The 20,450-nt window shown below is 63.9% G+C and carries 19 protein-coding genes; 8 read left to right on the top strand and 11 right to left on the bottom strand.

Annotated elements, in window-relative coordinates; translation table 11 throughout:
* The first annotated feature begins 6 nt into the window (after positions 1 to 6).
* From AC5STI_RS03100 to AC5STI_RS03070, 7 genes are all read left to right on the top strand, one after another.
* Positions 7 to 690 (top strand): adenylate kinase, encoded by a 684-nt coding sequence (locus tag AC5STI_RS03100; protein ID WP_475051578.1) that lies wholly within the window; start codon positions 7 to 9, stop codon positions 688 to 690.
* A gap of 182 nt (positions 691 to 872) precedes the next feature.
* A complete protein-coding gene (locus tag AC5STI_RS03095; protein WP_222503016.1) occupies positions 873 to 1,157 on the top strand; it encodes a DUF4212 domain-containing protein in 285 nt (94 codons plus the stop codon).
* 1 nt (position 1,158) lies between these two features.
* Positions 1,159 to 2,943, top strand: a complete 1,785-nt coding sequence (locus AC5STI_RS03090) for a sodium:solute symporter family protein (RefSeq protein ID WP_495445539.1) — start codon at positions 1,159 to 1,161, stop codon at positions 2,941 to 2,943.
* A 106-nt stretch (positions 2,944 to 3,049) separates the two neighbouring features.
* Complete coding sequence (locus tag AC5STI_RS03085; protein WP_495445538.1) at positions 3,050 to 4,873, top strand: DUF294 nucleotidyltransferase-like domain-containing protein; 1,824 nt, start codon at positions 3,050 to 3,052, stop codon at positions 4,871 to 4,873.
* A gap of 85 nt (positions 4,874 to 4,958) precedes the next feature.
* On the top strand, positions 4,959 to 5,477 hold the full coding sequence (locus AC5STI_RS03080; RefSeq protein ID WP_475051571.1) for a hypothetical protein: 519 nt from the start codon (positions 4,959 to 4,961) through the stop codon (positions 5,475 to 5,477).
* 2 nt (positions 5,478 to 5,479) lie between these two features.
* Complete coding sequence (locus AC5STI_RS03075; protein ID WP_475051568.1) at positions 5,480 to 6,889, top strand: 3'-5' exonuclease; 1,410 nt, start codon at positions 5,480 to 5,482, stop codon at positions 6,887 to 6,889.
* Positions 6,890 to 6,963: 74 nt separating this feature from the next.
* Positions 6,964 to 7,464, top strand: a complete 501-nt coding sequence (locus AC5STI_RS03070; protein ID WP_475051565.1) for a flavin reductase family protein — start codon at positions 6,964 to 6,966, stop codon at positions 7,462 to 7,464.
* A 31-nt stretch (positions 7,465 to 7,495) separates the two neighbouring features.
* Here AC5STI_RS03070 and AC5STI_RS03065 read toward each other — a convergent pair whose 3' ends face one another.
* From AC5STI_RS03065 to AC5STI_RS03035, 7 genes are all read right to left on the bottom strand, one after another.
* Positions 7,496 to 8,353: a 4Fe-4S dicluster domain-containing protein gene (locus tag AC5STI_RS03065; RefSeq protein WP_495445537.1), complete on the bottom strand. Its 858-nt coding sequence runs from the start codon at positions 8,351 to 8,353 to the stop codon at positions 7,496 to 7,498.
* Positions 8,354 to 8,611: 258 nt separating this feature from the next.
* Positions 8,612 to 9,598, bottom strand: a complete 987-nt coding sequence (locus AC5STI_RS03060; protein WP_475051559.1) for an ABC transporter substrate-binding protein — start codon at positions 9,596 to 9,598, stop codon at positions 8,612 to 8,614.
* Positions 9,599 to 9,748: 150 nt separating this feature from the next.
* Positions 9,749 to 10,594, bottom strand: coding sequence for an ABC transporter permease (locus tag AC5STI_RS03055; protein ID WP_495445536.1), 846 nt, complete (start codon positions 10,592 to 10,594; stop codon positions 9,749 to 9,751).
* An 85-nt stretch (positions 10,595 to 10,679) separates the two neighbouring features.
* Positions 10,680 to 11,597 (bottom strand): ABC transporter permease, encoded by a 918-nt coding sequence (locus AC5STI_RS03050; protein WP_495445535.1) that lies wholly within the window; start codon positions 11,595 to 11,597, stop codon positions 10,680 to 10,682.
* Positions 11,598 to 11,696: 99 nt separating this feature from the next.
* Complete coding sequence (locus AC5STI_RS03045) at positions 11,697 to 12,536, bottom strand: ABC transporter ATP-binding protein (protein WP_366661730.1); 840 nt, start codon at positions 12,534 to 12,536, stop codon at positions 11,697 to 11,699.
* A gap of 60 nt (positions 12,537 to 12,596) precedes the next feature.
* The gene (gene hydA / locus AC5STI_RS03040; protein WP_495445534.1) at positions 12,597 to 14,051 is read right to left on the bottom strand and encodes a dihydropyrimidinase; all 1,455 of its coding nucleotides are present in this window, start codon (positions 14,049 to 14,051) and stop codon (positions 12,597 to 12,599) included.
* Between the two features lie 131 nt (positions 14,052 to 14,182).
* Positions 14,183 to 15,433, bottom strand: coding sequence for a Zn-dependent hydrolase (locus tag AC5STI_RS03035; RefSeq protein ID WP_495445533.1), 1,251 nt, complete (start codon positions 15,431 to 15,433; stop codon positions 14,183 to 14,185).
* A gap of 270 nt (positions 15,434 to 15,703) precedes the next feature.
* On the opposite strand from AC5STI_RS03035, the gene AC5STI_RS03030 reads away from it, so the two are divergent.
* Positions 15,704 to 16,318 (top strand): TetR family transcriptional regulator C-terminal domain-containing protein, encoded by a 615-nt coding sequence (locus tag AC5STI_RS03030; RefSeq protein WP_495445532.1) that lies wholly within the window; start codon positions 15,704 to 15,706, stop codon positions 16,316 to 16,318.
* An 88-nt stretch (positions 16,319 to 16,406) separates the two neighbouring features.
* On the opposite strand, the gene preA is transcribed toward AC5STI_RS03030, so the two are convergent.
* The 4 genes from preA to AC5STI_RS03010 all read right to left on the bottom strand — a co-directional run bounded on the left by preA (position 16,407) and on the right by AC5STI_RS03010 (position 20,382).
* A complete protein-coding gene (gene preA, locus AC5STI_RS03025) occupies positions 16,407 to 17,711 on the bottom strand; it encodes an NAD-dependent dihydropyrimidine dehydrogenase subunit PreA (RefSeq protein WP_495445531.1) in 1,305 nt (434 codons plus the stop codon).
* A gap of 52 nt (positions 17,712 to 17,763) precedes the next feature.
* Positions 17,764 to 19,098 carry an NAD(P)-dependent oxidoreductase gene (locus AC5STI_RS03020; RefSeq protein ID WP_495445530.1) on the bottom strand — a complete coding sequence of 445 codons (1,335 nt, stop codon included), beginning with the start codon at positions 19,096 to 19,098 and terminating at the stop codon, positions 17,764 to 17,766.
* 155 nt (positions 19,099 to 19,253) lie between these two features.
* Positions 19,254 to 19,895, bottom strand: a complete 642-nt coding sequence (locus AC5STI_RS03015) for a cupin domain-containing protein (protein ID WP_495445529.1) — start codon at positions 19,893 to 19,895, stop codon at positions 19,254 to 19,256.
* An 88-nt stretch (positions 19,896 to 19,983) separates the two neighbouring features.
* Positions 19,984 to 20,382, bottom strand: a complete 399-nt coding sequence (locus tag AC5STI_RS03010; protein WP_475051537.1) for a RidA family protein — start codon at positions 20,380 to 20,382, stop codon at positions 19,984 to 19,986.
* Positions 20,383 to 20,450: the final 68 nt, after the last annotated feature.

Below are 20,450 nucleotides of genomic sequence, written 5' to 3'. Positions count from 1 at the left end.
TGAACGATGAATGTGGCAGTTATGACCCGTCCCGCCGTTCTGATCCTGCTGGGGCCTCCGGGCGCCGGCAAGGGCACCCAGGCGCGGATGCTTGAAGAGAAATTCGGCTACGTGCAGCTGTCGACCGGCGACCTTTTGCGCGAGGCGGTTGCCGCGGGCACGCCCGCCGGCCTCGCCGCCAAGGCGGTGATGGAAGCAGGCCAGCTGGTCAGCGATGAGATCGTGATCAACATCCTGCGCGACCGTCTGGCAGAGCCGGATTGCGCCAAGGGCGTGATCCTCGACGGCTTCCCCCGCACCACCGTGCAGGCCGAAGCGCTGGACGGCCTGCTGGCGGAAACCAATCAGAAGATCAATGCGGCGATCAGCCTGGAGGTGGACGACGCCGCGATGGTCGAGCGGATTTCCGGCCGCTACACCTGCGGCGGCTGCGGCGAGGGCTATCACGACAGCTTCAAGCAGCCTGCCGAGGCGGGCAAATGCGACAAGTGCGGCGGCACCGAAATGAAGCGCCGCGCCGATGACAATGCAGAGACCGTTGCCAGCCGGCTGGAGGCCTATCACGCGCAGACCGCGCCGCTGATTGCCTACTACGGCGGCAAGGGCGTGCTGCAAACCACAGATGCCATGGGCGGTATCGACGACATCGCCCAGGATATGGCGGCCATCGTGACCAAGGCCACCAGCTAACGAACAAGAAACGGGGCCTGCCCTGCCGGCAGGACCCCGTCTCCCGGACATTGGAATACCCATCGGCACCGCCTTGGCGGACCGGAGGAGTCATGCCTGCGCCCCCTGACACGGAGCCAGGCAAACGGAGAGAGCCTGCCCGGTCCCCCGCGGCGGCTCAGGAGGAAGAAGGAGGAGCCGCCATGGCGGATCAAACCACAAATGCGGCAAAAACCGCCGAAGCCGATAAAGGCTATTGGGCGGCGAACGTGCGCATCATTCTAGTCAGCCTGGTGATTTGGGCTGTTGTTTCATTCGGCTTCGGCATCCTGCTGCGCCCGATGCTTGCGGGCATCAAGGTCGGCGGCAGCGACCTGGGCTTCTGGTTCGCCCAGCAAGGCTCGATCCTGGTGTTCCTGGGGCTGATCTTTTTCTACGCGTTCCGGATGAACAAGCTGGACCGCGAATACGGCGTGGAGGAAGAATAAGATGGACCAGTTTACCATCAACCTGCTGTTTGTGGGCGCGTCCTTTGCGCTCTACATCGGCATCGCGATCTGGGCCCGCGCGGGCTCCACATCTGAATTCTATGCCGCAGGCCGGGGTGTTCACCCTGTCACCAACGGCATGGCAACCGCAGCCGACTGGATGTCGGCGGCCTCCTTCATCTCGATGGCGGGCCTCATCGCCTTTACCGGCTATGACAACTCCACCTTCCTGATGGGCTGGACCGGCGGCTACGTTCTGCTGGCGCTGCTGCTGGCCCCCTACCTGCGCAAGTTCGGCAAGTACACCGTGTCCGAGTTCATCGGCGACCGGTTCTATTCCCCGACCGCGCGCGTGGTGGCTGTGATCTGCCTGATCGTCGCCTCGACCACCTACGTGATCGGCCAGATGACCGGCGTCGGCGTGGCCTTCGGCCGCTTTCTGGAGGTCTCCAACACCGCGGGCCTGCTGATCGGTGCCTGTGTGGTCTTTGCCTACGCCGTGTTCGGCGGCATGAAGGGCGTGACCTACACCCAGGTGGCCCAGTACTGCGTGCTGATCACCGCCTACACCATCCCGGCGATCTTCATCTCGCTGCAGCTGACCGGCAACCCGATCCCGGCCCTGGGCCTGTTCGGCGACCACGCCGCTTCGGGTGAGCCGCTGCTGGCCAAGCTGGACGCCATCGTGACCGAGCTGGGCTTCAAGGAGTACACGCTGCACCACGCCGACACCTTCAACATGGTGCTGTTCACCCTGTCGCTGATGATCGGCACCGCGGGCCTGCCCCACGTGATCATGCGCTTCTTCACCGTGCCGCGCGTGGCTGACGCCCGCTGGTCGGCCGGCTGGACCCTGGTGTTCATCGCGCTGCTGTATCTGACCGCTCCGGCTGTTGGCGCCATGGCACGCCTGAACATCACCGAAATGATGTGGCCGAACGGCGGCATCGAAGGCGGTGCCGTGACCGTGCAGCAGATCGAAAACGATCCGAAGTACGACTGGATGGCCACTTGGCAGAAAACCGGCCTGCTGGCTTGGGAAGACAAGAACGGCGACGGCGCGATCCAGTACTACAACGACCAGTCCGAAGAGCTGCAGGCAACTGCCGCGGCAAACGGCTGGGCCGGCAATGAGCTGACCAAGTTCAACCGCGACATCCTGGTTCTGGCCAACCCGGAAATCGCCAACCTGCCCAGCTGGGTGATCGGTCTGGTGGCGGCTGGCGGCCTGGCGGCTGCACTGTCGACCGCTGCGGGCCTGCTGCTGGCGATCTCCTCGGCTGTGTCGCATGACCTGATCAAAGGCTCGATCAACCCGAACATCTCGGAAAAAGGCGAGCTGCTGTCGGCCCGTATCGCCATGGCCGTGGCCATCGGTGTGGCAACCTACCTGGGTCTGAACCCGCCGGGCTTTGCCGCGCAGACTGTTGCACTGGCCTTCGGCTTGGCCGCAGCCTCGATCTTCCCGGCGCTGATGATGGGCATCTTCACCAAGGTGAACAACAAGGGCGCCGTGGCCGGCATGCTGGCAGGCCTGATCGTGACCCTGGTCTACATCTTCCTGCACAAGGGCTGGCTGTTCATCCCGGGCACCAACTCCTTCACCGATGCGGACCCGCTGCTGGGCACCATCAAATCCACCTCCTTCGGTGCGATTGGCGCAATGGTGAACTTCGCGGTGGCCTTCATGGTGTCGAAGTCGAGCGAGGCGATCCCCGCCGAGATCGAAGAGCTGGTGGAAAGCGTCCGCATCCCGCGCGGCGCCGGGGCCGCACAGGACCACTAAACTCCCCTGGGCGGGCTGCTCCCAGCGGCCCGCCTCTTTCCTCATGGTCCCGTCCGGTTCACACTCGGCGGGACCATTTTTTTCCTGATTTCACGCAGGTACCAACATGCCCCTATCTGACGCCGCGCTGCTCCGCTTCCTGACCTCGGTCCACCCCTACGACAGCCTGGAACCGGCGCTGTTGCAGGAGCTGGCCCCCAAGTTCCGCCAGATCGAGGCCGCAGCAGGCGCCCCCGTCTATGCGTTGAACGAGGAGCTGCATGGGCTCTACCTGGTCCATACCGGCGAGGTGGAAGTGACCGATGAGAACGGCATCCCCGTCTCCATCCTCGGCCCACGCAATTCCTTTGGCGAGCGCGGGTTGACCCGCGGCGGCCGGGCGGTGACCTCTGCCCGGGCAACCAAGGACACAATCCTGCTGCTGCTGCCCAAGGCGGATTTCCATGCCCTGATGGCCAGCCAGCCCAAGGTCGCCAAATTCTTCGACCGCCGCCGCCCCGGCAGCACGGACACCGGCAGCCTGGCCACCACACGGGTCGAGGCGATCATGGCGCGCGATCCCGTCACCTGTTCCGGCGGCCTCACCTGCCAGGGCGCGGCGCAGCTGATGCGTGACCGCCGCATCTCCTCCGTCTGCGTGACCGATGGGGACAGCCTGCAAGGCATCCTCACCACCCGCGACCTGACCGCCAAAATCCTCGCCGCGGGCAAGCCGATCTCCACCCCGGTTTGCAACGTGATGACCCCGGACCCTCTGACCCTGGCACCCTCCGCGATTGGTTCGGACGTGCTGCACATGATGATGGAGCACGGCATCGGCCACATCCCGGTGGTCGAGGCCGGGCGGCTCGCGGGCATCGTCACCCAAACCGACCTCACCCGCTTTCAGGCGGTCAGCTCGGGCGAGATGGTCTCTGCCATCGCCCGTGCCTGCTCGGCTGAGGACATGGCCAATGTCACCGCCGAAATCCCCCGCCTGCTGGTGCAGCTGGTGGCGGGCGGCAACCGGCATGAGGTGGTGACACGGCTGATCACCGACATCGCCGACACCGCGACCCGCCGCCTGCTGGCGCTGGCGGAGGAAAAACTAGGCCCCGCCCCGGTGCCTTACCTGTGGCTCGCCTGCGGCTCGCAAGGGCGGCGCGAGCAGACCGGGGTGTCAGATCAGGACAACTGCCTGATCCTGTCCGATGATCTGGACGAAGGCGATGAGGCCTATTTCGAGCAGCTCGCCAAATTTGTCTGCGACGGGCTCAACACCTGCGGCTATGTCTATTGCCCGGGTGACATGATGGCCTCCAATCCCCGCTGGCGGCAGCCGCTGCGGGTCTGGCGCGACTATTTCCGCGGCTGGATCGCCAAGCCGAACCCGGAGGCGCAGATGCTGGCCTCTGTGATGTTTGACCTGCGCCCCATTGGCGGCGATACCGCGCTGTTTGCCGATCTGCAGCAGGAGACCCTGAAGGCCGCCAGCGCCAATTCGATTTTCACTGCCCACATGATCGCCAACTCGCTGAAGCACGCCCCGCCGCTGGGCCTCTTGCGCGGGCTGGCCACCATCCGCTCGGGCGAGCACCGCAACACGCTGGACATGAAGCACAATGGCGTCGTGCCGGTGGTGGACCTGGGCCGCATCTACGCGCTGCAAGGCCAGCTGGCGGAGGTCAACACCCGCGCCCGGCTGGAAGCGGCAGAGGCCGCGGGCGTGCTCAGCCCCTCCGGCGCGCGCGATCTGCTGGACGCCTACGACCTGATCGCCCAGACCCGGCTTGAGCATCAGGCGGCGCAGATCCGCAGCGGCCAGGCTCCGGACAATTATCTGGCGCCGTCGGATCTGTCGGATTTTGAGCGAAGTCATCTGCGCGACGCCTTTGTTGTGGTAAAGACAATGCAATCGGCGGTTGGGCACGGTAAGGGAATGCTGAGCTGACGGCAGCGCCTGCGGAGAGCCCGGGAGCCTCCGGCGGGAGTATTTTGGGAAAGATGAAAAGGCCGGGGGCCATCGGGGAGTTGGGATGTTTCTGGAACTGATTGCGGTGATTTTTGCAGGCATCGCCGCGGCGGGCGTGGTGATGCTGCTGAACCGGACGCTGAAAGGGCGGCTGCCGCGCTGGATGGCGCCGGTGGCTGCGGGGCTTGCGATGATCGGCGTCACCATCGCCTCCGAATACGGATGGTACGGGCGCACCAAAGCGGCCCTGCCTGAAGGGCTGGAAGTGGCGGAAACCGTTCACAACCAGAGCTTTTACCGCCCCTGGACCTATGCCGTGCCTTACGTGGACCGCTTTGCCGCACTCGACACCGCCACCATGAAAAGCCACGAGGCGCATCCGCAGGTCTATCTGGCCGAGGTCTATTTCTTCGGCCGCTGGGCACCGGTGAGCAAGCGGCCTGCGGTGCTGGACTGCGGCAAATGGCGCCGCGCGCTGGTGGCAAGCGGCACCGTCTTTTCCGGCAACAGCCTGCCCACGGGACTCGACTGGGTTGCCGGCGGCCCGGAAGACGCGCTTCTGAACACGGCCTGCGGAGAGTAGCGATGCTGTCACGTCTCAGCCTGCGCCTGCGGGTTTTCCTGTTCTTCTGCCTGCTCGCGCTGGGCGGCATCGCCGTCACCGGCGGCGCGTTGTGGCTTGGTTACAGCCGCGCGGGCCAGCCGGGTCTGACCGATGCCTTCATCTTCTCCGGCCTGCTCAGCAGCTTTGCCATGCTTGGGCTGTGCGCCGGGGTCTGGCTGCTGTTTGACGAGAACGTGGCCAAGCCGATCGAACGGCTGGCAGCAGGGATGCGCGCCCGGGCCCATGCCGGGGTGAACAAGGAGCTGGACACCCACGGCGCCCGCTACCTGGGCGATCTGGCGGCCGCTGCCGAGGGTCTGGCGGGCCAGCTGGGCGACTCTGCCCTCAGCGCGGCGGAGGCCATCGCCCGCGAGACCGAGCATCTGGAAGCGGAGAAGACCCGCCTCGCCGCACTGCTGACGGATATTCCCATAGCCACCGTGATGGCCAGCCCCGCGCATCAGATCGTGCTCTATGACGGCCAGGCCGCCGCGGTGCTGGCGCAGGAAGCGCCGCCGCGGCTCAATGCGCCGCTGTCCGATTATCTGGACCTGACCGGGCTGGAGGCCGCCTATGGCCGGCTGGTGCGCAGCGGCATGGAGGTTAAGGCCGAAGTCAAAAGCGCCAGCGGCGCCCAAGTGTTCGATCTGCGGCTGAAACCGCTGGGCGGCGCGCCCGGCTATATTATCCTGTTCGAAGGCACCCATGCGGGCCTCGCCCCTGATGACTCGCGCCCGCTGGTTTATGATTTTGCCCTGCTGGACACGGAGCACGCAGAGCTGGACCACCGCAAACTCTCGCACCTCAGCTATGTGGTGTTTGACACCGAAACCACCGGCCTGCTGCCGCATAAGGACGAGATCGTGCAGATCGGCGCGCTGCGGGTGGTGCGCAACCGCATCATCCAGGGCGAGCAGTTCGAGACGCTGGTCGATCCCGGCACGCCAATCCCCGCTGCCTCCACCAAGGTGCATGGCGTCAGCGATGCCATGGTCCAAGGCGCGCCGGACATTGGTGAAGCCGCCCGCGGGTTCCACCGCTTTGCCTCGGACGCTGTGATCGTCGCGCATAACGCGCCTTTCGACATGGCCTTTCTGCGCCGCCACGCTAAGCGCGCGGGCGTCACCTGGGAGCAGCCGGTCCTGGACACCGTGCTGCTGAGCGCGGTGCTGTTCGGCGCCTCGCAGAGCCACACGCTGGATGCGCTGTGCGAACGGCTGGAGGTGACGATACCACCGGCTCTGCGCCACACCGCAATGGGGGATGCCCAAGCCACAGCGGAAGTGTTCTGCAAGATGCTGCCCATGCTGGAGGCCCGCGGTCTCACCACCTTTGGCGCGGTGCTGGAGGAGACCCGCAAGCACGGCCGCCTTATCGAGGACATGAATTAGTGCTCTGACCCTGGCTAGACAATCACGCCCATGCGTGGCAGGTCACTGGCCGGAACGAACAAAAGGCGCGCGATATGGCCGACACCAGCTTCATCCCCGGGCCGGACACCGCCCGGGCCTACCGCGATGCGCTCGGCTGCTTCGGCACCGGGGTGACGGTTATCACCACCCAGACCCCGCGCGGCCCCCTGGCGATCACCGTCAACAGCTTCACATCGGTCTCATTGGAGCCGCCGCTGCTGCTGTGGTGCCCGGCCAAGGCCTCGCTGCGCCACGGCGCCTTTGTCGCGGCAGAGCATTTCGCGATTCACGTGATGGCAGAGGACCAGCTCGGCCTGGCCAAGCATTTTGCCGCCAACGGCGAGGACTTCGCAGCCGCCGCCTGGCAGCCGAACGCGCAAGGCGCACCGGCGCTGGAGGGGGTGATTGCCCGGTTCGACTGCCGCCGCTTTGCAGCCCATCCGGCAGGCGACCACACTATCGTGATCGGTGAGGTGGCCAGCGTGACCACCCGTCCAGGCAAGGGGCTGATCTTCAAACGCGGCCAGTACGGCGGTTTCCTGGAACAGAGCTAAGCGCCGCCAGGCCCGCGCAAGGCAGCCACAGCTATCCCGCGGGCTGAACCGGCGGCACGCCTGTGTGCCCTTCCTCTGCGCTGCTGTCCCCTGCCCGATTGTCTTGCCCCGACAGCAGATGCGGCAAAACCGCTGACGCGGTCAGATCCATACCCGGCTCCATGCTCAGCGCCCGCTGCGGGCAGATCGAAACGCACAGGCCGCACTGAAAGCACAAGGATTCCACAAAGCTCAGCGCGCTGCCGTCTTCTGTCAGGCTCAACGCGTCCGACGGGCAGACCCAGACACAGCTGCTGCAATGGGTGCAGCGGGTTTCGTCCAGACTGACCGCCCCATATGGGGCTTGCTCCGGCAATGCGATAGTGACGGCCCTGGCCGGCAGCAGCGCCGCGGCGCTGGCCCGCGCGGTATCCCTGCGGTTGCCCACCGCCAGCACGTCGGGTGCGACGGAGGGGAACGGAAAGATCCCCGCCTCCAGACGCCGTGCGAGAATGCCGGCATCCTCGAAAAGAAGGACCCTGCCCAGCCCGCCCAGAACGCGGGCCAATTCCACCTGCTGCTGCTGGTGCGTCCTGGCGGCAGAACCAGGGCAAGATTGCAGGTGAATGACGTCAAATCCGCAGGCCAGCGCATGCAGCAGGTCGGCGTGGCCGATTTTCTCTAGGCAGCAAACAAGAACAGGTGTCATGTCCGCCCCGCTCTCTGCTTCCTGCGGCGACGCCGCAAGCGGCGGAGCAACCGGTTCGGCCTCAAACAGGATCAGTACCTGGGCACGGCCGGTTTCATGCTTGCGCCGGTGCGCCGCCTCGCACAGCGCCATCAGCGGCAGCTCGCAGCTGCTGCTGGCCACATCCAACAGGGCTGCACGCCCGCACGGCGCGTGGCGCACTGTGCAATCCGGAGTCTCGGGCCGCTGGCAGAAACACACGTATTGCGGCGGGTTTCCGTCTGGCCTCTGCCCCTCAGGGGTATGAGCGTGGATCTCTCCCATGAGGGGATGCTAACACGAATATCTGCCCCTCATACGTGTAATTCATTATCCTGGCAGAATTGCCGGAGTATTTACAAAGTTCTCTCAAAGCAAAAAATGGGCCCGCCGGGCAGAAGCCGGCGGGCCTGCGCTTTTCCTGTCAGCCGCAACGGCGGTTTATTTCAGGGCCGCATCGGTAATCGCGTGCGTCCAGGCGCCTTCCGGCTCCTTGGTGATCACCGGGTCGGACCCCCCGCCCATCAGCGTGGAAACGGTCCGCTCATAGTCCGCCGGGTCCAGCGCGCCGTTGCTGCCTGCGGTCAGCTTGGCGATCTCGCCCATCATCCGTTTCTGGTGCTCCTCGGTCTGGGCGCCGGAGGCGTCATTGTCGAGCACGATCTCCGCCGCCTCGTCAGGATTCTCCTCGGCATATTTCCAGCCCTTCATCGAGGCCCGCACAAAGCGCTCCATCTTGTCCGCGAACTCAGGGTTCCCGAGGTTCTCCTCCAGCACATAAAGCCCATCTTCCAGCGTGGCGACGCCCTGGTCCTCATACTTGAAAGTGATCAGCTCATCCGGCGACACCCCTGCGTCGATGACCTGCCAGTATTCATTATAGGTCATGGTCGAAATGCAGTCCGCCTGGCGCTGCAGCAGCGGGTCGACGTTAAAGCCCTGCTTCAGCACTTCCACGCCGCTCTCGCCCTTGCCTTCGGTGGAGATGCCCAGCTGGCTCATCCAGCTCATAAAGGGGAACTCATTGCCGAAGAACCAGACGCCCAGGGTACGGTTGGCCAGGTCTTCCGGAGCTGCGATGCCAGTGTCCTTCCAGCAGGTCAGCATCATGCCGGAGGATTTGAACGGCTGCGCGATATTGACCAGCGGCAGGCCCTTTTCGCGGGCCGCCAGCGCCGCAGGCATCCATTCCACCGTCACATCGGCGCCGCCGCCGGCAATCACCTGGGTCGGCGCAATATCCGGGCCGCCCGGCAGGATGGTAACATTCAGGTCTTCTTCCTCGTAGAACCCCTTGTCCAGCGCCACGTAATAACCCGCGAACTGCGCCTGGGTCACCCACTTCAGCTGCAGCGTCACATCATCCGCCGCCTGCGCCGCCCCGGTTGCCCCCAGCGCCAAAGCCGCCGCAGTCAAAATATGTTTCATGTCTCATTTCTCCCTATTGATTATGATGTGAAGCTTGCCCGGGTTCGGCCATCCGTTCAAAGTTTTTTCTTTATCAGGCCTGCCCTTGCGGGCGCCCCGCGCAAATTTCCGGCAAAGCCGCCCCGCGCCTGGCGGGATGGTTTCTTCCTGTCAGCCCCGCTGCGACGGGTGCCAGAAGGTGAAGCTTTTCTCGACCAGCGCCACCAGCCCGTAAAAGGCCGATCCCGCCAGCGCGGCCACCACGATTTCGGCCCAGACCATATCCAGCGCCAGCTGGCCGACGCTGGTGGAGATGCGGAACCCCATCCCGACTGTGGGCGAACCAAAGAATTCCGCCACAATCGCACCGATCAGCGCCAGGGTGGTGGAGATCTTGAGGCCGTTGAACACAAACGGCAGCGCCGCAGGCAGCCGCAGCTTGAAGAAGCTCTGCCAGTAGGTCGCCGCATAGGTCTGCATCAGATCGCGCTGCATCGCCGAAGTCTCTCGCAAGCCCGCCACAGTGTTCACCAGCATCGGAAAGAACACCATGACCACGACGACGGCGGCCTTGGACTGCCAGTCGAACCCGAACCACATCACCAGGATCGGCGCGGTGCCGACAATCGGCAGCGCGGCGACAAAGTTCCCCACCGGCAGCAGCCCGCGGCGCAGGAACTCGCTGCGATCCACCAGGATCGCGGTCAGGAAGGCCGCGCCGCAGCCGATCACATAGCCGCCAAGCGCGCCCTTCAGGATCGTCTGGGCAAAATCTGCCCATAGAATGGGAAGGCTCTCCATGAACCGCTCCGCAATCACCGAAGGCGCAGGCAGGATCACCAGCGATACCTCCAGCCCCCGCACCAGCAGCTCCCACACCAGCAGCACGGTTATGCCGAAGATGGCCGGCACCAAGAGCTGCACCGCACGGGTTTTCGACGCCGGGCTATTGGCCAGCCGGCTGTTCAGCCACCACCCCAAACACCAGACCAGAACGGCAAGAACCACCATGATCATGACAGGATCCCCCTGTTCTTCTGGCCAAAAATATCCCGGGTGAGCCGCGCAGCGGCGAGGGCAGAGCCCTCCCTCCAAACATCCATCATGCCCGCACCCCCATCCGGCTCAGGACCAGCTTCTCGATCAAGCTCAGCAAGGCCACCAGCGCCGCCGCCAGAATTGCCGCCGCAAACAGCGCCGACCAAATCTGCACCGTCTGGCCATAGTAGCTGCCGGCCAGCAGCCGCGCGCCAAGGCCCGCAACCGCGCCGGTCGGCAGTTCGCCGACAATGGCCCCAACCAGCGACGCCGCAATGCCGATTTTCAGCGACGCGAACAGATACGGCATCGAGGACGGCAGCCGCAGCTTCCAGAACCCCTGGTTCGTATTGGCATTATACGTCTTCAGCAGATCCAGCTGCATCGCATCCGGCGCGCGCAAGCCCTTCACCATACCAACTACCACCGGGAAAAAGCTGAGGTAGGCCGAGATCACCGCCTTCGGGATGATCCCCTGCACCCCGATGGAATAGAGAACCACGATGATCATCGGCGCCAGCGCGATGATCGGGATGGTCTGGCTGACAATTGCCCAGGGCATCACCGACATATCCATCACCCGGCTGTGCACGATGCCCACCGCCAGCAGGATGCCGAGGCCAGTGCCGATGGCAAACCCCAGCAGGGTTGCCGACAGCGTCACCTGCGCATGGTAGATCAGGCTGCGCTTGGAGGTGATCTTCTTCTCCACCGTGGTCTCCCACAGCTCCACCGCCACCTGATGCGGCGCGGGCAGCCGCGGGCGGTCCTGCACCCAGGTGTCATTGATGGCAAATGTGTTCTTCGCCACCAGCCCGATCTCGCTCATGTCCCGGCGCGCCTTGGCGGTGGCCGGGACCACTTCCGCCCCTGCCCGCTCTGCCTGATCCAGCACGCCCTTGATGTTCATCGGCACGCAGGCCGCATACCAAAGGGCGATAATGGCCGCGACAACGGTAAGGACGGCAACAAGGTTCTTCATCGCTGCACCCTCCGCAAACGGCAGCCAACCGGTGCACAGGGGGTGTACAGGGGGTGCACGGATGGCACCCCCCAATTCCGGCGGGTCGTTCTGGCAAGTTCAGTCATCGCCATGCCCCGCCCGCAGGCCCTCGCGCACCCGGTGGGCGATCTCGATAAATTCCGGGCTGTCGCGGATATCCAGCGGCCGCTCCTTGGGCAAGGTGCTGTCGATGACATCATGGATGCGCCCCGGCCGCGGCGACATTACCACGATCTTGGTCGACAGATACACCGCCTCCGGGATCGAGTGGGTGACAAAGCCGATGGTCTTGTTAGTCCGCGCCCACAGCTTCAAGAGCTGTTCGTTCAGATGGTCGCGCACGATCTCATCCAGCGCCCCGAAAGGTTCATCCATCAACAGGATATCGGCATCAAACGCCAGCGCCCGCGCGATGCTGGCCCGCTGCTGCATCCCACCCGACAGCTGCCAGGGGAACTTGCCGCCAAAACCTGACAATTCAACAAGCTCCAGCACCTGGTTAACGCGCTTTTCCTGCTCCGCCTTGGAATACCCCATGATCTCCAGCGGCAGCTTGATGTTCTTGGAGATGGTCCTCCACGGGTACAGCCCCGCCGCTTGGAACACATAGCCATAGGCCCGGTTCCGGCGCGCCTCATCCGGGGTCATGCCGTTGACGCTCAGGCTGCCACCGGTCGGTGTCTCCAGCGCCGCGATACAGCGCAGAAAGGTGGTCTTGCCGCAGCCCGAAGGCCCGATGAAGGAGACAAAATCGCCTTTGTTGATTTCCAGGCTCACATCCTTCAGCGCATGCACCGGCCCGTCGTTGGTCTGGAAGGTCAGGTCCAGATTCCGGGCCTCGATCACGCAGTCAGCGGGGGCAGGTGCGGACGCGGCGGCCTCGGGACGGATTGCCTGGGTGGTCGGTTCCATATTCATATCTTCGCCTTGATTTCACACAGGAAAACGGGCCGCCGTTACCGGCAGCCCGCTCCTGATTTACACGCCTGTTGCCGGGATGCCGGTGCGCTCTACCGGGCGCGGCGCCGTCAGTTCCTTCCAGGTCGACAGCGCCTTGTTCACCGTGGTGTTGGCCTCCCGGGCGACGAACTTGCCGTGGCCCTCCTGGCACTTGATCTCGCCGTCATGCACCGCCACATGGCCGCGGGTCAGGGTAAAGCGCGGCAGGCCCTTCACCTCATGCCCCTCGAACACGTTGTAGTCGATCGAGGACTGCTGCGTATCCGCCGAAATCGTCTTGCGCTTGTCCGGGTCCCAGACCACCAGATCGGCGTCAGCACCAACCAGCACCGCGCCCTTTTTCGGGTAGCAATTCAGGATCTTGGCGATGTTTGTTGACGTAACCGCAACAAACTCATTCGGGGTCAGCCGGCCGGTTTCCACGCCATGCGTCCACAGCATCGGCATCCTGTCCTCAAGGCCGCCGGTGCCATTCGGGATCTTGGTGAAATCGCCAACACCAGTGCGCTTCTGCTCAGTGGTAAAGGCGCAGTGATCCGTCGCCACAACCGACAAGGAGCCCGACTGCAGACCGGCCCACAGGCTGTCCTGGTGCTGCTTGTTTCGGAACGGCGGTGACATCACCCGGCGGGCGGCGTGGTCCCAATCCTTGTTGAAATACTCGCTCTCATCCAGGGTCAGATGCTGGATCAGCGGCTCGCCCCAGACCCGCTTGCCCTGCATCCGGGCACGGCGGATCGCCTCGTGGCTCTCCTCGCAGGAGGTATGCACCACGTACAGCGGCACACCTGCCATATCGGCAATCATGATCGCACGGTTGGTCGCCTCGCCCTCCACCTGCGGCGGGCGGGAGTAGGCGTGCGCCTCCGGGCCGGTGTTGCCCTGTGCCAGCAGTTTGGCCGACAATTCCGCCACCACATCGCCGTTTTCCGCATGCACCATGGCAATGCCGCCCAGCTCTGCCAGCCGCTGGAAAGAAGCATAGAGTTCATCATCATTCACCATCAGCGCGCCCTTGTAGGCCATGAAGTGCTTGAAGGTGTTGATGCCGCGCTCCTGGATTACGGTCTTGATATCGTCGAAGACCTGCTCGCCCCACCAGGTCACAGCCATGTGGAAGGAGTAGTCGCAGTTGGCGCGGGTTGACTTGTTGTCCCAGCGCTTCAGCGCGTCCAGCAGGCTTTCGCCCGGGTTGGGCAGCGCGAAGTCCACCACCATGGTGGTGCCGCCCGCCAGCCCTGCGCGGGTGCCGGACTCAAAGTCGTCCGAGCTGTAGGTGCCCATGAAGGGCATCTCCAGATGGGTGTGCGGATCAATCCCGCCCGGCATCACATAGCAGCCGGTGGCGTCCAGCTCCTCGTCGCCTTTCAGGTTCGGGCCGATCTGCGTGATCACCCCGTTTTCGATCAGCACATCCGCCTTGTAGGTCAGATCGGCTGTCACGATGGTGCCGTTCTTGATGACTTTACTCATGGTTTTAACTCCCTGAATCGGGGCGTATTTTCACGCCTCCACTTATCTCTTCCGCTGTCTGGCGCAGCGTGTTTCATCTTTCCGGAAACACTCCGGGGGAGCGGCCCAAGGGGCCGCGGGGGCAGCGCCCCCTACTCCACGATTTCCGCTGTCTCGACCACCGCGTGGAACAGCACATTGGCACCAGCCTCGGCCCATTCCTTGCTGATCTCCTCGGCCTCGTTGTGACTCAGGCCATCGACACAGGGGCACATCACCATAGCCGTCGGCGCCACCCGGTTGATCCAGCAGGCATCGTGGCCTGCGCCCGAGATGATATCCAGATGCGAATAGCCCAGCCGCTCCGCCGCATTGCGCACCGCACTCACGCAGCCGTCGTCAAAGGCCACGGGATCAAAGCCGCCGACCTTCTCGAACTCGATCTCTACTCCCATTTCCTCGGCAATCCGGGTGCCCTTCTCGCGCAGGCGGTTTTCCATATCGGTGATCACATCCAGCTCCGGGCTGCGGAAATCGACGGTAAAGACCACCTTGCCGGGGATCACGTTGCGCGAGTTCGGGCAAACGTCGATATGGCCCGCGGCGCCGACCGCATGGGGCGCGTGGCTCCAGGCGATCTCGTCCACCTGCTCCAGGATCCGCGCCATCGCAAGGCCCGCGTTGCGGCGCATCGGCATCGGGGTGGAGCCGGTGTGCGCGTCCTTGCCGGTGATGGTCACCTGTGTCCAGCTGAGGCCCTGGCCGTGGGTCACGACACCGATATCCTTGCCCTCGGCCTCCAGGATCGGCCCTTGTTCGATGTGCAGCTCAAAGAAAGCATGCATCTTCCGGGCACCGGTTTCCTCCTCGCCGCGCCAGCCGATGCGCTTCAACTCATCGCCGAATTTCTTGCCTTCCGCGTCTTCCCTCTCATAGGCCCAGTCCTGGGTGTGAATACCGGCAAACACCCCCGACGACAGCATGGCCGGCGCATAGCGGGTGCCTTCCTCGTTGGTGAAGTTGGTGGCCACGATCGGGTGCTTGGTCTTGATGTTCATGTCGTTGAGCGAGCGGATCAGCTCCAGCCCCGCCAGCACCCCCAGAACACCGTCGTACTTGCCGCCGGTCGGCTGGGTATCCAGGTGCGAGCCGACATAGACCGGCAGCGCGTCCGGGTCGGTGCCTGCACGCATTGCAAACATGTTGCCCATCTGGTCCAGCCCCATGGTGCAGCCAGCCTCTTCGCACCATTTCCGGAACAGCGCGCGGCCTTCGCCGTCCTCATCCGTCAGCGTCTGGCGGTTGTTGCCGCCCGCCACACCGGGGCCTATTTTGGCCATCTCCATCAGGCTGTCCCACAGCCTGTCGCCATTGATTTTCAGATTCTGTCCAAGCGACGTCATCTCGAGCTTCCTTCCCTGTGCGCCCGTCTTTGCAGGCTTGCTCCGGCTTGACGCCGTGTTAGGTGGCTTCGAATGCTGGTCCTTCACCAAGCCGGTCTGTTCGCTATCCGGACATTGATTTGACCAACTGGTCAAACTCACGCTATCACGGGTTCACCATCAGTCAAGAAATTGCCGCAAGAGCCTTGCAAAAAACGGCCCCGATGCAGGAAACAGGTGAAATTCCGTGCTTTCGCCGGCCCCAGGCGGCAGAACCAGACAAGGACGACCATGCCCGCAGACCGCGCGCCCACCCGCATTCAGAAGAAGAATCGCGCTGCCATCCTGGAAGCGGCGCTGGACGTGTTTTCCAGCCACGGCTTCCGCGGCGCGACCGTGGATCAGATCGCAAAGGCGGCGGGGCTGTCGAAACCGAACCTTCTTTACTACTTCCCTTCCAAGGAAGCCATTTTTAACGAACTGATGACGGGGCTGCTGGACACCTGGCTGGACCCCCTGCGCAGCCTGAACCCTGAGGGCGATCCGCTGGAGGAGATCCTCGCCTATGTGCAGCGCAAGCTGCAGATGAGCCGGGATTTCCCGCGCGAAAGCCGCCTTTATGCCAATGAAATCGTACAGGGTGCACCGCGGCTGCGCGAGGTGATCGCGACCGACCTAAAGGTGCTGGTGGAGGAAAAGGCGCAGCTGCTGCAGGACTGGATGGATGCCGGGCGGATCAACCGGGCGCACCCCCAGCACCTGTTGTTCTCGATCTGGTCGCTGACTCAGCATTACGCAGATTTCGACGCCCAGGTGCGCACGCTGATGGGGGAAGAAGACCCGTTCGACGCCGCGCCGGAGTATCTGGAAACCCTGTACCGTCGGATGCTTACGCCCAAAAGCTGACATGAAAAAGGCGGTCCGGATAGACCGCCCTTTCCTCTTGCTCCAAACACCCCCGCCGGAGGCACGTGCCCGTCAGAGCGCGTTTTTCTCACTCCGCGGCCGTGGCCGACGGGTTGTTCGGATGCGTAGTCCAGTTGGCATACTCGCCCGAGACCACCTCGCCGGTCCGCTCGTCGATCTGGCCTGCGGGCACCTCCTCCATGGTAACGCAGCCTTCCACCGGACAGACGTTCACACAAAGGTTGCAGGCGACGCATTCGTCGTCCTTCACGGTGAACACCCGGTCTTCGCTCATCGCAATTGCCTGGTGCGAGGTGTCCTCGCACGCCGCGTAGCAGCGGCCGCATTTGATGCAGTCGTCCTGGCTGATCTTGGCCTTGGTCACATAGTTCAGGTCCAGATACTGCCAGTCGGTTACATTCGGCACCGCCATGCCGATGAAGTCCTGGGTGGAGGTGTAACCTTTCTCGTCCATCCAGTTCGACAGGCCCGAGATCATTTCCTTCACAACGTTGAAGCCATAGGTCATCGCCGCGGTGCAGACCTGCACGTTGCCTGCGCCCAACGCCATGAACTCCGCCGCGTCGCGCCAGGTGGTGACGCCGCCGATGGCGGAAATCGGCAGGCCGCGGGTCTGCGGGTCGCGGGCAATTTCCGCCACCATGTTCAGAGCAATCGGCTTTACCGCCGGGCCGCAATAGCCGCCGTGGGTGCCCTTGCCGCCAATCGTCGGCTCCGGCGCCATGCTGTCGAGGTCCACCGAAGTAATCGAGTTGATGGTGTTGATCAGGCTGACCGCATCGGCGTTGCCGGCGTGCGCCGCCCGCGCCGGGTGGCGGATGTCGGTGATGTTCGGCGTCAGCTTCACGATCACCGGTTTGGAATAGTATTTCTTGCACCACTCGGTGACCATCTGGATGTATTCCGGCACCTGCCCCACCGCGGAGCCCATGCCGCGCTCGGCCATGCCGTGCGGGCAGCCGAAGTTCAGCTCGATCCCATCGGCGCCGGTGGCCTCGACCTGCGGCAGGATGTCTTTCCACGCCTGCTCCTCGCACGGCACCATGATTGAGACGATCACGGCGCGGTCCGGGTAGTCTTTCTTGACCCGGGTGATCTCCTCCAGGTTGGTCTGCAGCGGCCGGTCGGTGATCAGCTCGATATTGTTGAGGCCCAAGAGGCGGCGGTCAGCGCCCCAGATCGCGCCGTAACGCGGGCCGTTCACATTAACCACCGGCGGGCCTTCGGCACCCAGCGTCTTCCAGACCACGCCGCCCCATCCGGCCTCAAAGGCACGGCGGACGTTGTATTCCTTGTCAGTCGGCGGCGCGGAGGCCAGCCAGAACGGGTTGGGGGATTTGATCCCCAGAAATTCTGTTGTCAGATCAGCCATTTGATCTCTCCTCTTAAGGCCAGCTCGGACCGGTCTCCCGGTCTTGGCTTGCTCAGCCCATCAGGCTGGAGTGAATGTCCATTGCAGCGTCGCGGCCTTCCGCCACGGCGGTCACGGTGAGGTCCTCGCCGCCCGATGCGCAATCGCCCCCGGCCCAGACTCCAGCCACGGAAGTGCGCCCGTTGGCGTCCACCTTGATCTTGCGGCCCTCCAGCGCCAGCGCGTCCGGCTGGCCTTCCAGCGTCTGGCCGATCGCCTTGAACAGCTGATCCGCGGCCAAACGCACGGTCTCACCGGTGCCGGAAACCTTGCCGTCCGTGACCTGAGTATACTCCAATTCCACCTCTGCTGCTGCGCCATTGCCGTGCACCGCAACCGGCATCACGTTGAACATCAGTTTGACGCCCTTGGAGGCCGCCAAGTCCTGCTCAAACCGGCTCGCGCCCATCTCCTCGCGGCTGCGGCGGTAGGCGATGGTAACGTTTTCGGCGCCCAAAAGCTTGGACTGCACCGCGGCATCAACGGCGGTCATACCGCCACCGATCACCACCACGTTTCGGCCCACCGGCAGCGCCGTCAGATCGTCCGCCTGCCGCAACTCAGCGATGAAGTCCACCGCGTCGCGGACACCGTCCATATCCTCGCCCGGCGCGCGCAGGGCATTGACCCCGGCCAGACCGATGGAGAGGAACACCGCGTCATACGCCTCCTTCAGCGCATCCAGCGACAAGTCGTCGCCGAGTTTCTTGCCGTAGTCCATGGTGATGCCGCCGATCTGCAGCAGCCAGTCAACTTCGCGCTGCGCAAAGTCGTTGGTAGTCTTATAGGCGGCAATACCGAATTCATTGAGGCCGCCGGCCTTGGACCTGGCGTCATATACCACCACGTCATGGCCCAGCATCGCCAGCCGGTGCGCCGCAGACAAACCCGCAGGGCCCGCCCCCACAACGGCCACCTTCTTGCCGGTCGCGGCGGCGCGGGTGAAGGGATGTTCCCCCTTCGCCATCAGCGTGTCGGTGGCATAGCGCTGCAGGCGGCCGATCTCGACCGGCTTGCCTTCTGCCGTCTCCCGAACGCAAACCTCTTCGCACAGGGTTTCGGTCGGGCAGACCCGGGCGCACATGCCGCCCAGGATATTCTGCTCCAGAATGGTGCGGGCCGCGCTTTCGGGATGGCCTGCCTGGATTTCCCGGATGAACTGGGGAATGTCGATGCTGGTCGGACAGGCCGTCATGCAGGGCGCGTCATAGCAGAAATAGCAGCGATCGGCGGCCACGGCGGCCTCATGCGCTTCATAGGGCGGGTGCAAGTCCGAGAAATTCTCAGCGATCCCGGCAGCGTCAAGCCGCGCTGCCTGAATGCCGGATGCCTGATGGCTGGTCGCCATTGGGTGTCTCCCTGATTTTCGGTTGTTCTTGCTAATCAGAGTGCCACAGTCTGATTTTTTATCAACTGGTAAAATTTTTCAGGCAGGCAAAAATTTTGCCGCCCCCGGAGGAGCGGCATGCAAGAGACTGTTTTGAAAATATAAAACCGCGATGCCTATTCAGCAGTCATTTGCGCAAGATGGCCTGTTTTCATCCATACTTTCGCGCCGCCGGGACCGGCCTGGGCCTCCAGCCGGCTGCCAGGCGGCAGGCGGAGCCAATCCCAGCGGGCGAATTCCTCGCCGTTTTCGCTGTAGCTGCCTTCGACCACAAAGACCTCCAGCCCGCCGGGCGCCTCCAGGTTGACCGCCTGATCAGGCGCCCAGGTTTGCAGCGTCACCGTCTCGACCGCGTCCTGAAACAGCTGCTGCTGAGAGGTGCTGTCATCGGTGCGGGATTTGACCTCGGTGCGGTCCGCGGGGTCGAACTGGTGCAGCTTGACAAGGATCACCGCCCCCTCTACCGCGGCGGGCGTGTGGCTGGTGGTGGGTGGATTGCGGACATAGGAGCCCGCGGGAAAATCGCCGTGCTCATCCTGGAACACGCCGTCCAGCACCAGGAACTCCTCGCCGCCGTCATGCACATGAGGATCAAAGGCGGACCCCGGCGCAAAGCGGACGATGGTGGTGGCGCGGGCAACCTCCTCGCCGACGCGGTCGAGCATCTTGCGCTCTACCCCCGGAGCCGGGCTGGGCACCCAGGGCGTGTCCTCGAAATGCACCGCGGCGCGTTTGGTGAAGTCGGCATTGATACGCATGTCTCTCTCCCCTGACTGCGCCAGCCAATGTGGCGGCTGGCCGGGGGCAAGGGAAGAGCGTTCACGAAACCGTGCTTGATCCGCAGCGTCAGCCGGGCAGCACGGCTGTGGCTTCGATTTCCACTTTGGCTTCATCCTCGACCAGCGCCGAGACGACGACCATGGTCATGGCCGGGAAGTGATAGCCCATCACCGCGCGGTATGCTTTGCCGACTTCCGCCTGGTGGGCGAGGTATTCCGCCTTGTCAGTTACATACCAGGTCAACCGGGTGATGTCTTCGGCGGTGCCGCCTGCGGCTTCGACCACCTCCAGAATGTTGCGCAGCGCCTGGCTCATCTGGCCGATGAAATCTTGCGCCTCGAAAACCTGTTCCGCGGTCCAGCCGATCTGGCCGCCGACAAACAGCAGCTTGCCCTCTGCAACCATGCCGTTGGCGTAACCTTTGGCGGGCTTCCACCCTTCGGGATGCACACTGATGGCCGGCATGGCTGGGCTCCTTTACTGATAATGCCTGCTGCCGACAATAGCGCCGCGGCGGGATTTATTTCAAGCTT

The organism is Leisingera sp. CC-HEC096 (genome assembly GCF_059429235.1).
This window is presented reverse-complemented; position numbering and strand designations above follow the sequence as displayed.

Bases quoted from the DNA above. Each gene is read 5' to 3' on its own strand.
- AC5STI_RS03100 (WP_475051578.1), top strand. From the start codon at position 7: ATGAATGTGGCAGTTATGACCCGTCCCGCCGTTCTGATCCTGCTGGGG.
- AC5STI_RS03095 (WP_222503016.1), top strand. From the start codon at position 873: ATGGCGGATCAAACCACAAATGCGGCAAAAACCGCCGAAGCCGATAAA.
- AC5STI_RS03090 (WP_495445539.1), top strand. From the start codon at position 1,159: ATGGACCAGTTTACCATCAACCTGCTGTTTGTGGGCGCGTCCTTTGCG.
- AC5STI_RS03085 (WP_495445538.1), top strand. From the start codon at position 3,050: ATGCCCCTATCTGACGCCGCGCTGCTCCGCTTCCTGACCTCGGTCCAC.
- AC5STI_RS03080 (WP_475051571.1), top strand. From the start codon at position 4,959: ATGTTTCTGGAACTGATTGCGGTGATTTTTGCAGGCATCGCCGCGGCG.
- AC5STI_RS03075 (WP_475051568.1), top strand. From the start codon at position 5,480: ATGCTGTCACGTCTCAGCCTGCGCCTGCGGGTTTTCCTGTTCTTCTGC.
- AC5STI_RS03070 (WP_475051565.1), top strand. From the start codon at position 6,964: ATGGCCGACACCAGCTTCATCCCCGGGCCGGACACCGCCCGGGCCTAC.
- AC5STI_RS03060 (WP_475051559.1), bottom strand. From the start codon at position 9,598: ATGAAACATATTTTGACTGCGGCGGCTTTGGCGCTGGGGGCAACCGGG.
- AC5STI_RS03055 (WP_495445536.1), bottom strand. From the start codon at position 10,594: ATGATCATGGTGGTTCTTGCCGTTCTGGTCTGGTGTTTGGGGTGGTGG.
- AC5STI_RS03050 (WP_495445535.1), bottom strand. From the start codon at position 11,597: ATGAAGAACCTTGTTGCCGTCCTTACCGTTGTCGCGGCCATTATCGCC.
- AC5STI_RS03045 (WP_366661730.1), bottom strand. From the start codon at position 12,536: ATGAATATGGAACCGACCACCCAGGCAATCCGTCCCGAGGCCGCCGCG.
- hydA (WP_495445534.1), bottom strand. From the start codon at position 14,051: ATGAGTAAAGTCATCAAGAACGGCACCATCGTGACAGCCGATCTGACC.
- AC5STI_RS03035 (WP_495445533.1), bottom strand. From the start codon at position 15,433: ATGACGTCGCTTGGACAGAATCTGAAAATCAATGGCGACAGGCTGTGG.
- AC5STI_RS03030 (WP_495445532.1), top strand. From the start codon at position 15,704: ATGCCCGCAGACCGCGCGCCCACCCGCATTCAGAAGAAGAATCGCGCT.
- preA (WP_495445531.1), bottom strand. From the start codon at position 17,711: ATGGCTGATCTGACAACAGAATTTCTGGGGATCAAATCCCCCAACCCG.
- AC5STI_RS03020 (WP_495445530.1), bottom strand. From the start codon at position 19,098: ATGGCGACCAGCCATCAGGCATCCGGCATTCAGGCAGCGCGGCTTGAC.
- AC5STI_RS03015 (WP_495445529.1), bottom strand. From the start codon at position 19,895: ATGCGTATCAATGCCGACTTCACCAAACGCGCCGCGGTGCATTTCGAG.
- AC5STI_RS03010 (WP_475051537.1), bottom strand. From the start codon at position 20,382: ATGCCGGCCATCAGTGTGCATCCCGAAGGGTGGAAGCCCGCCAAAGGT.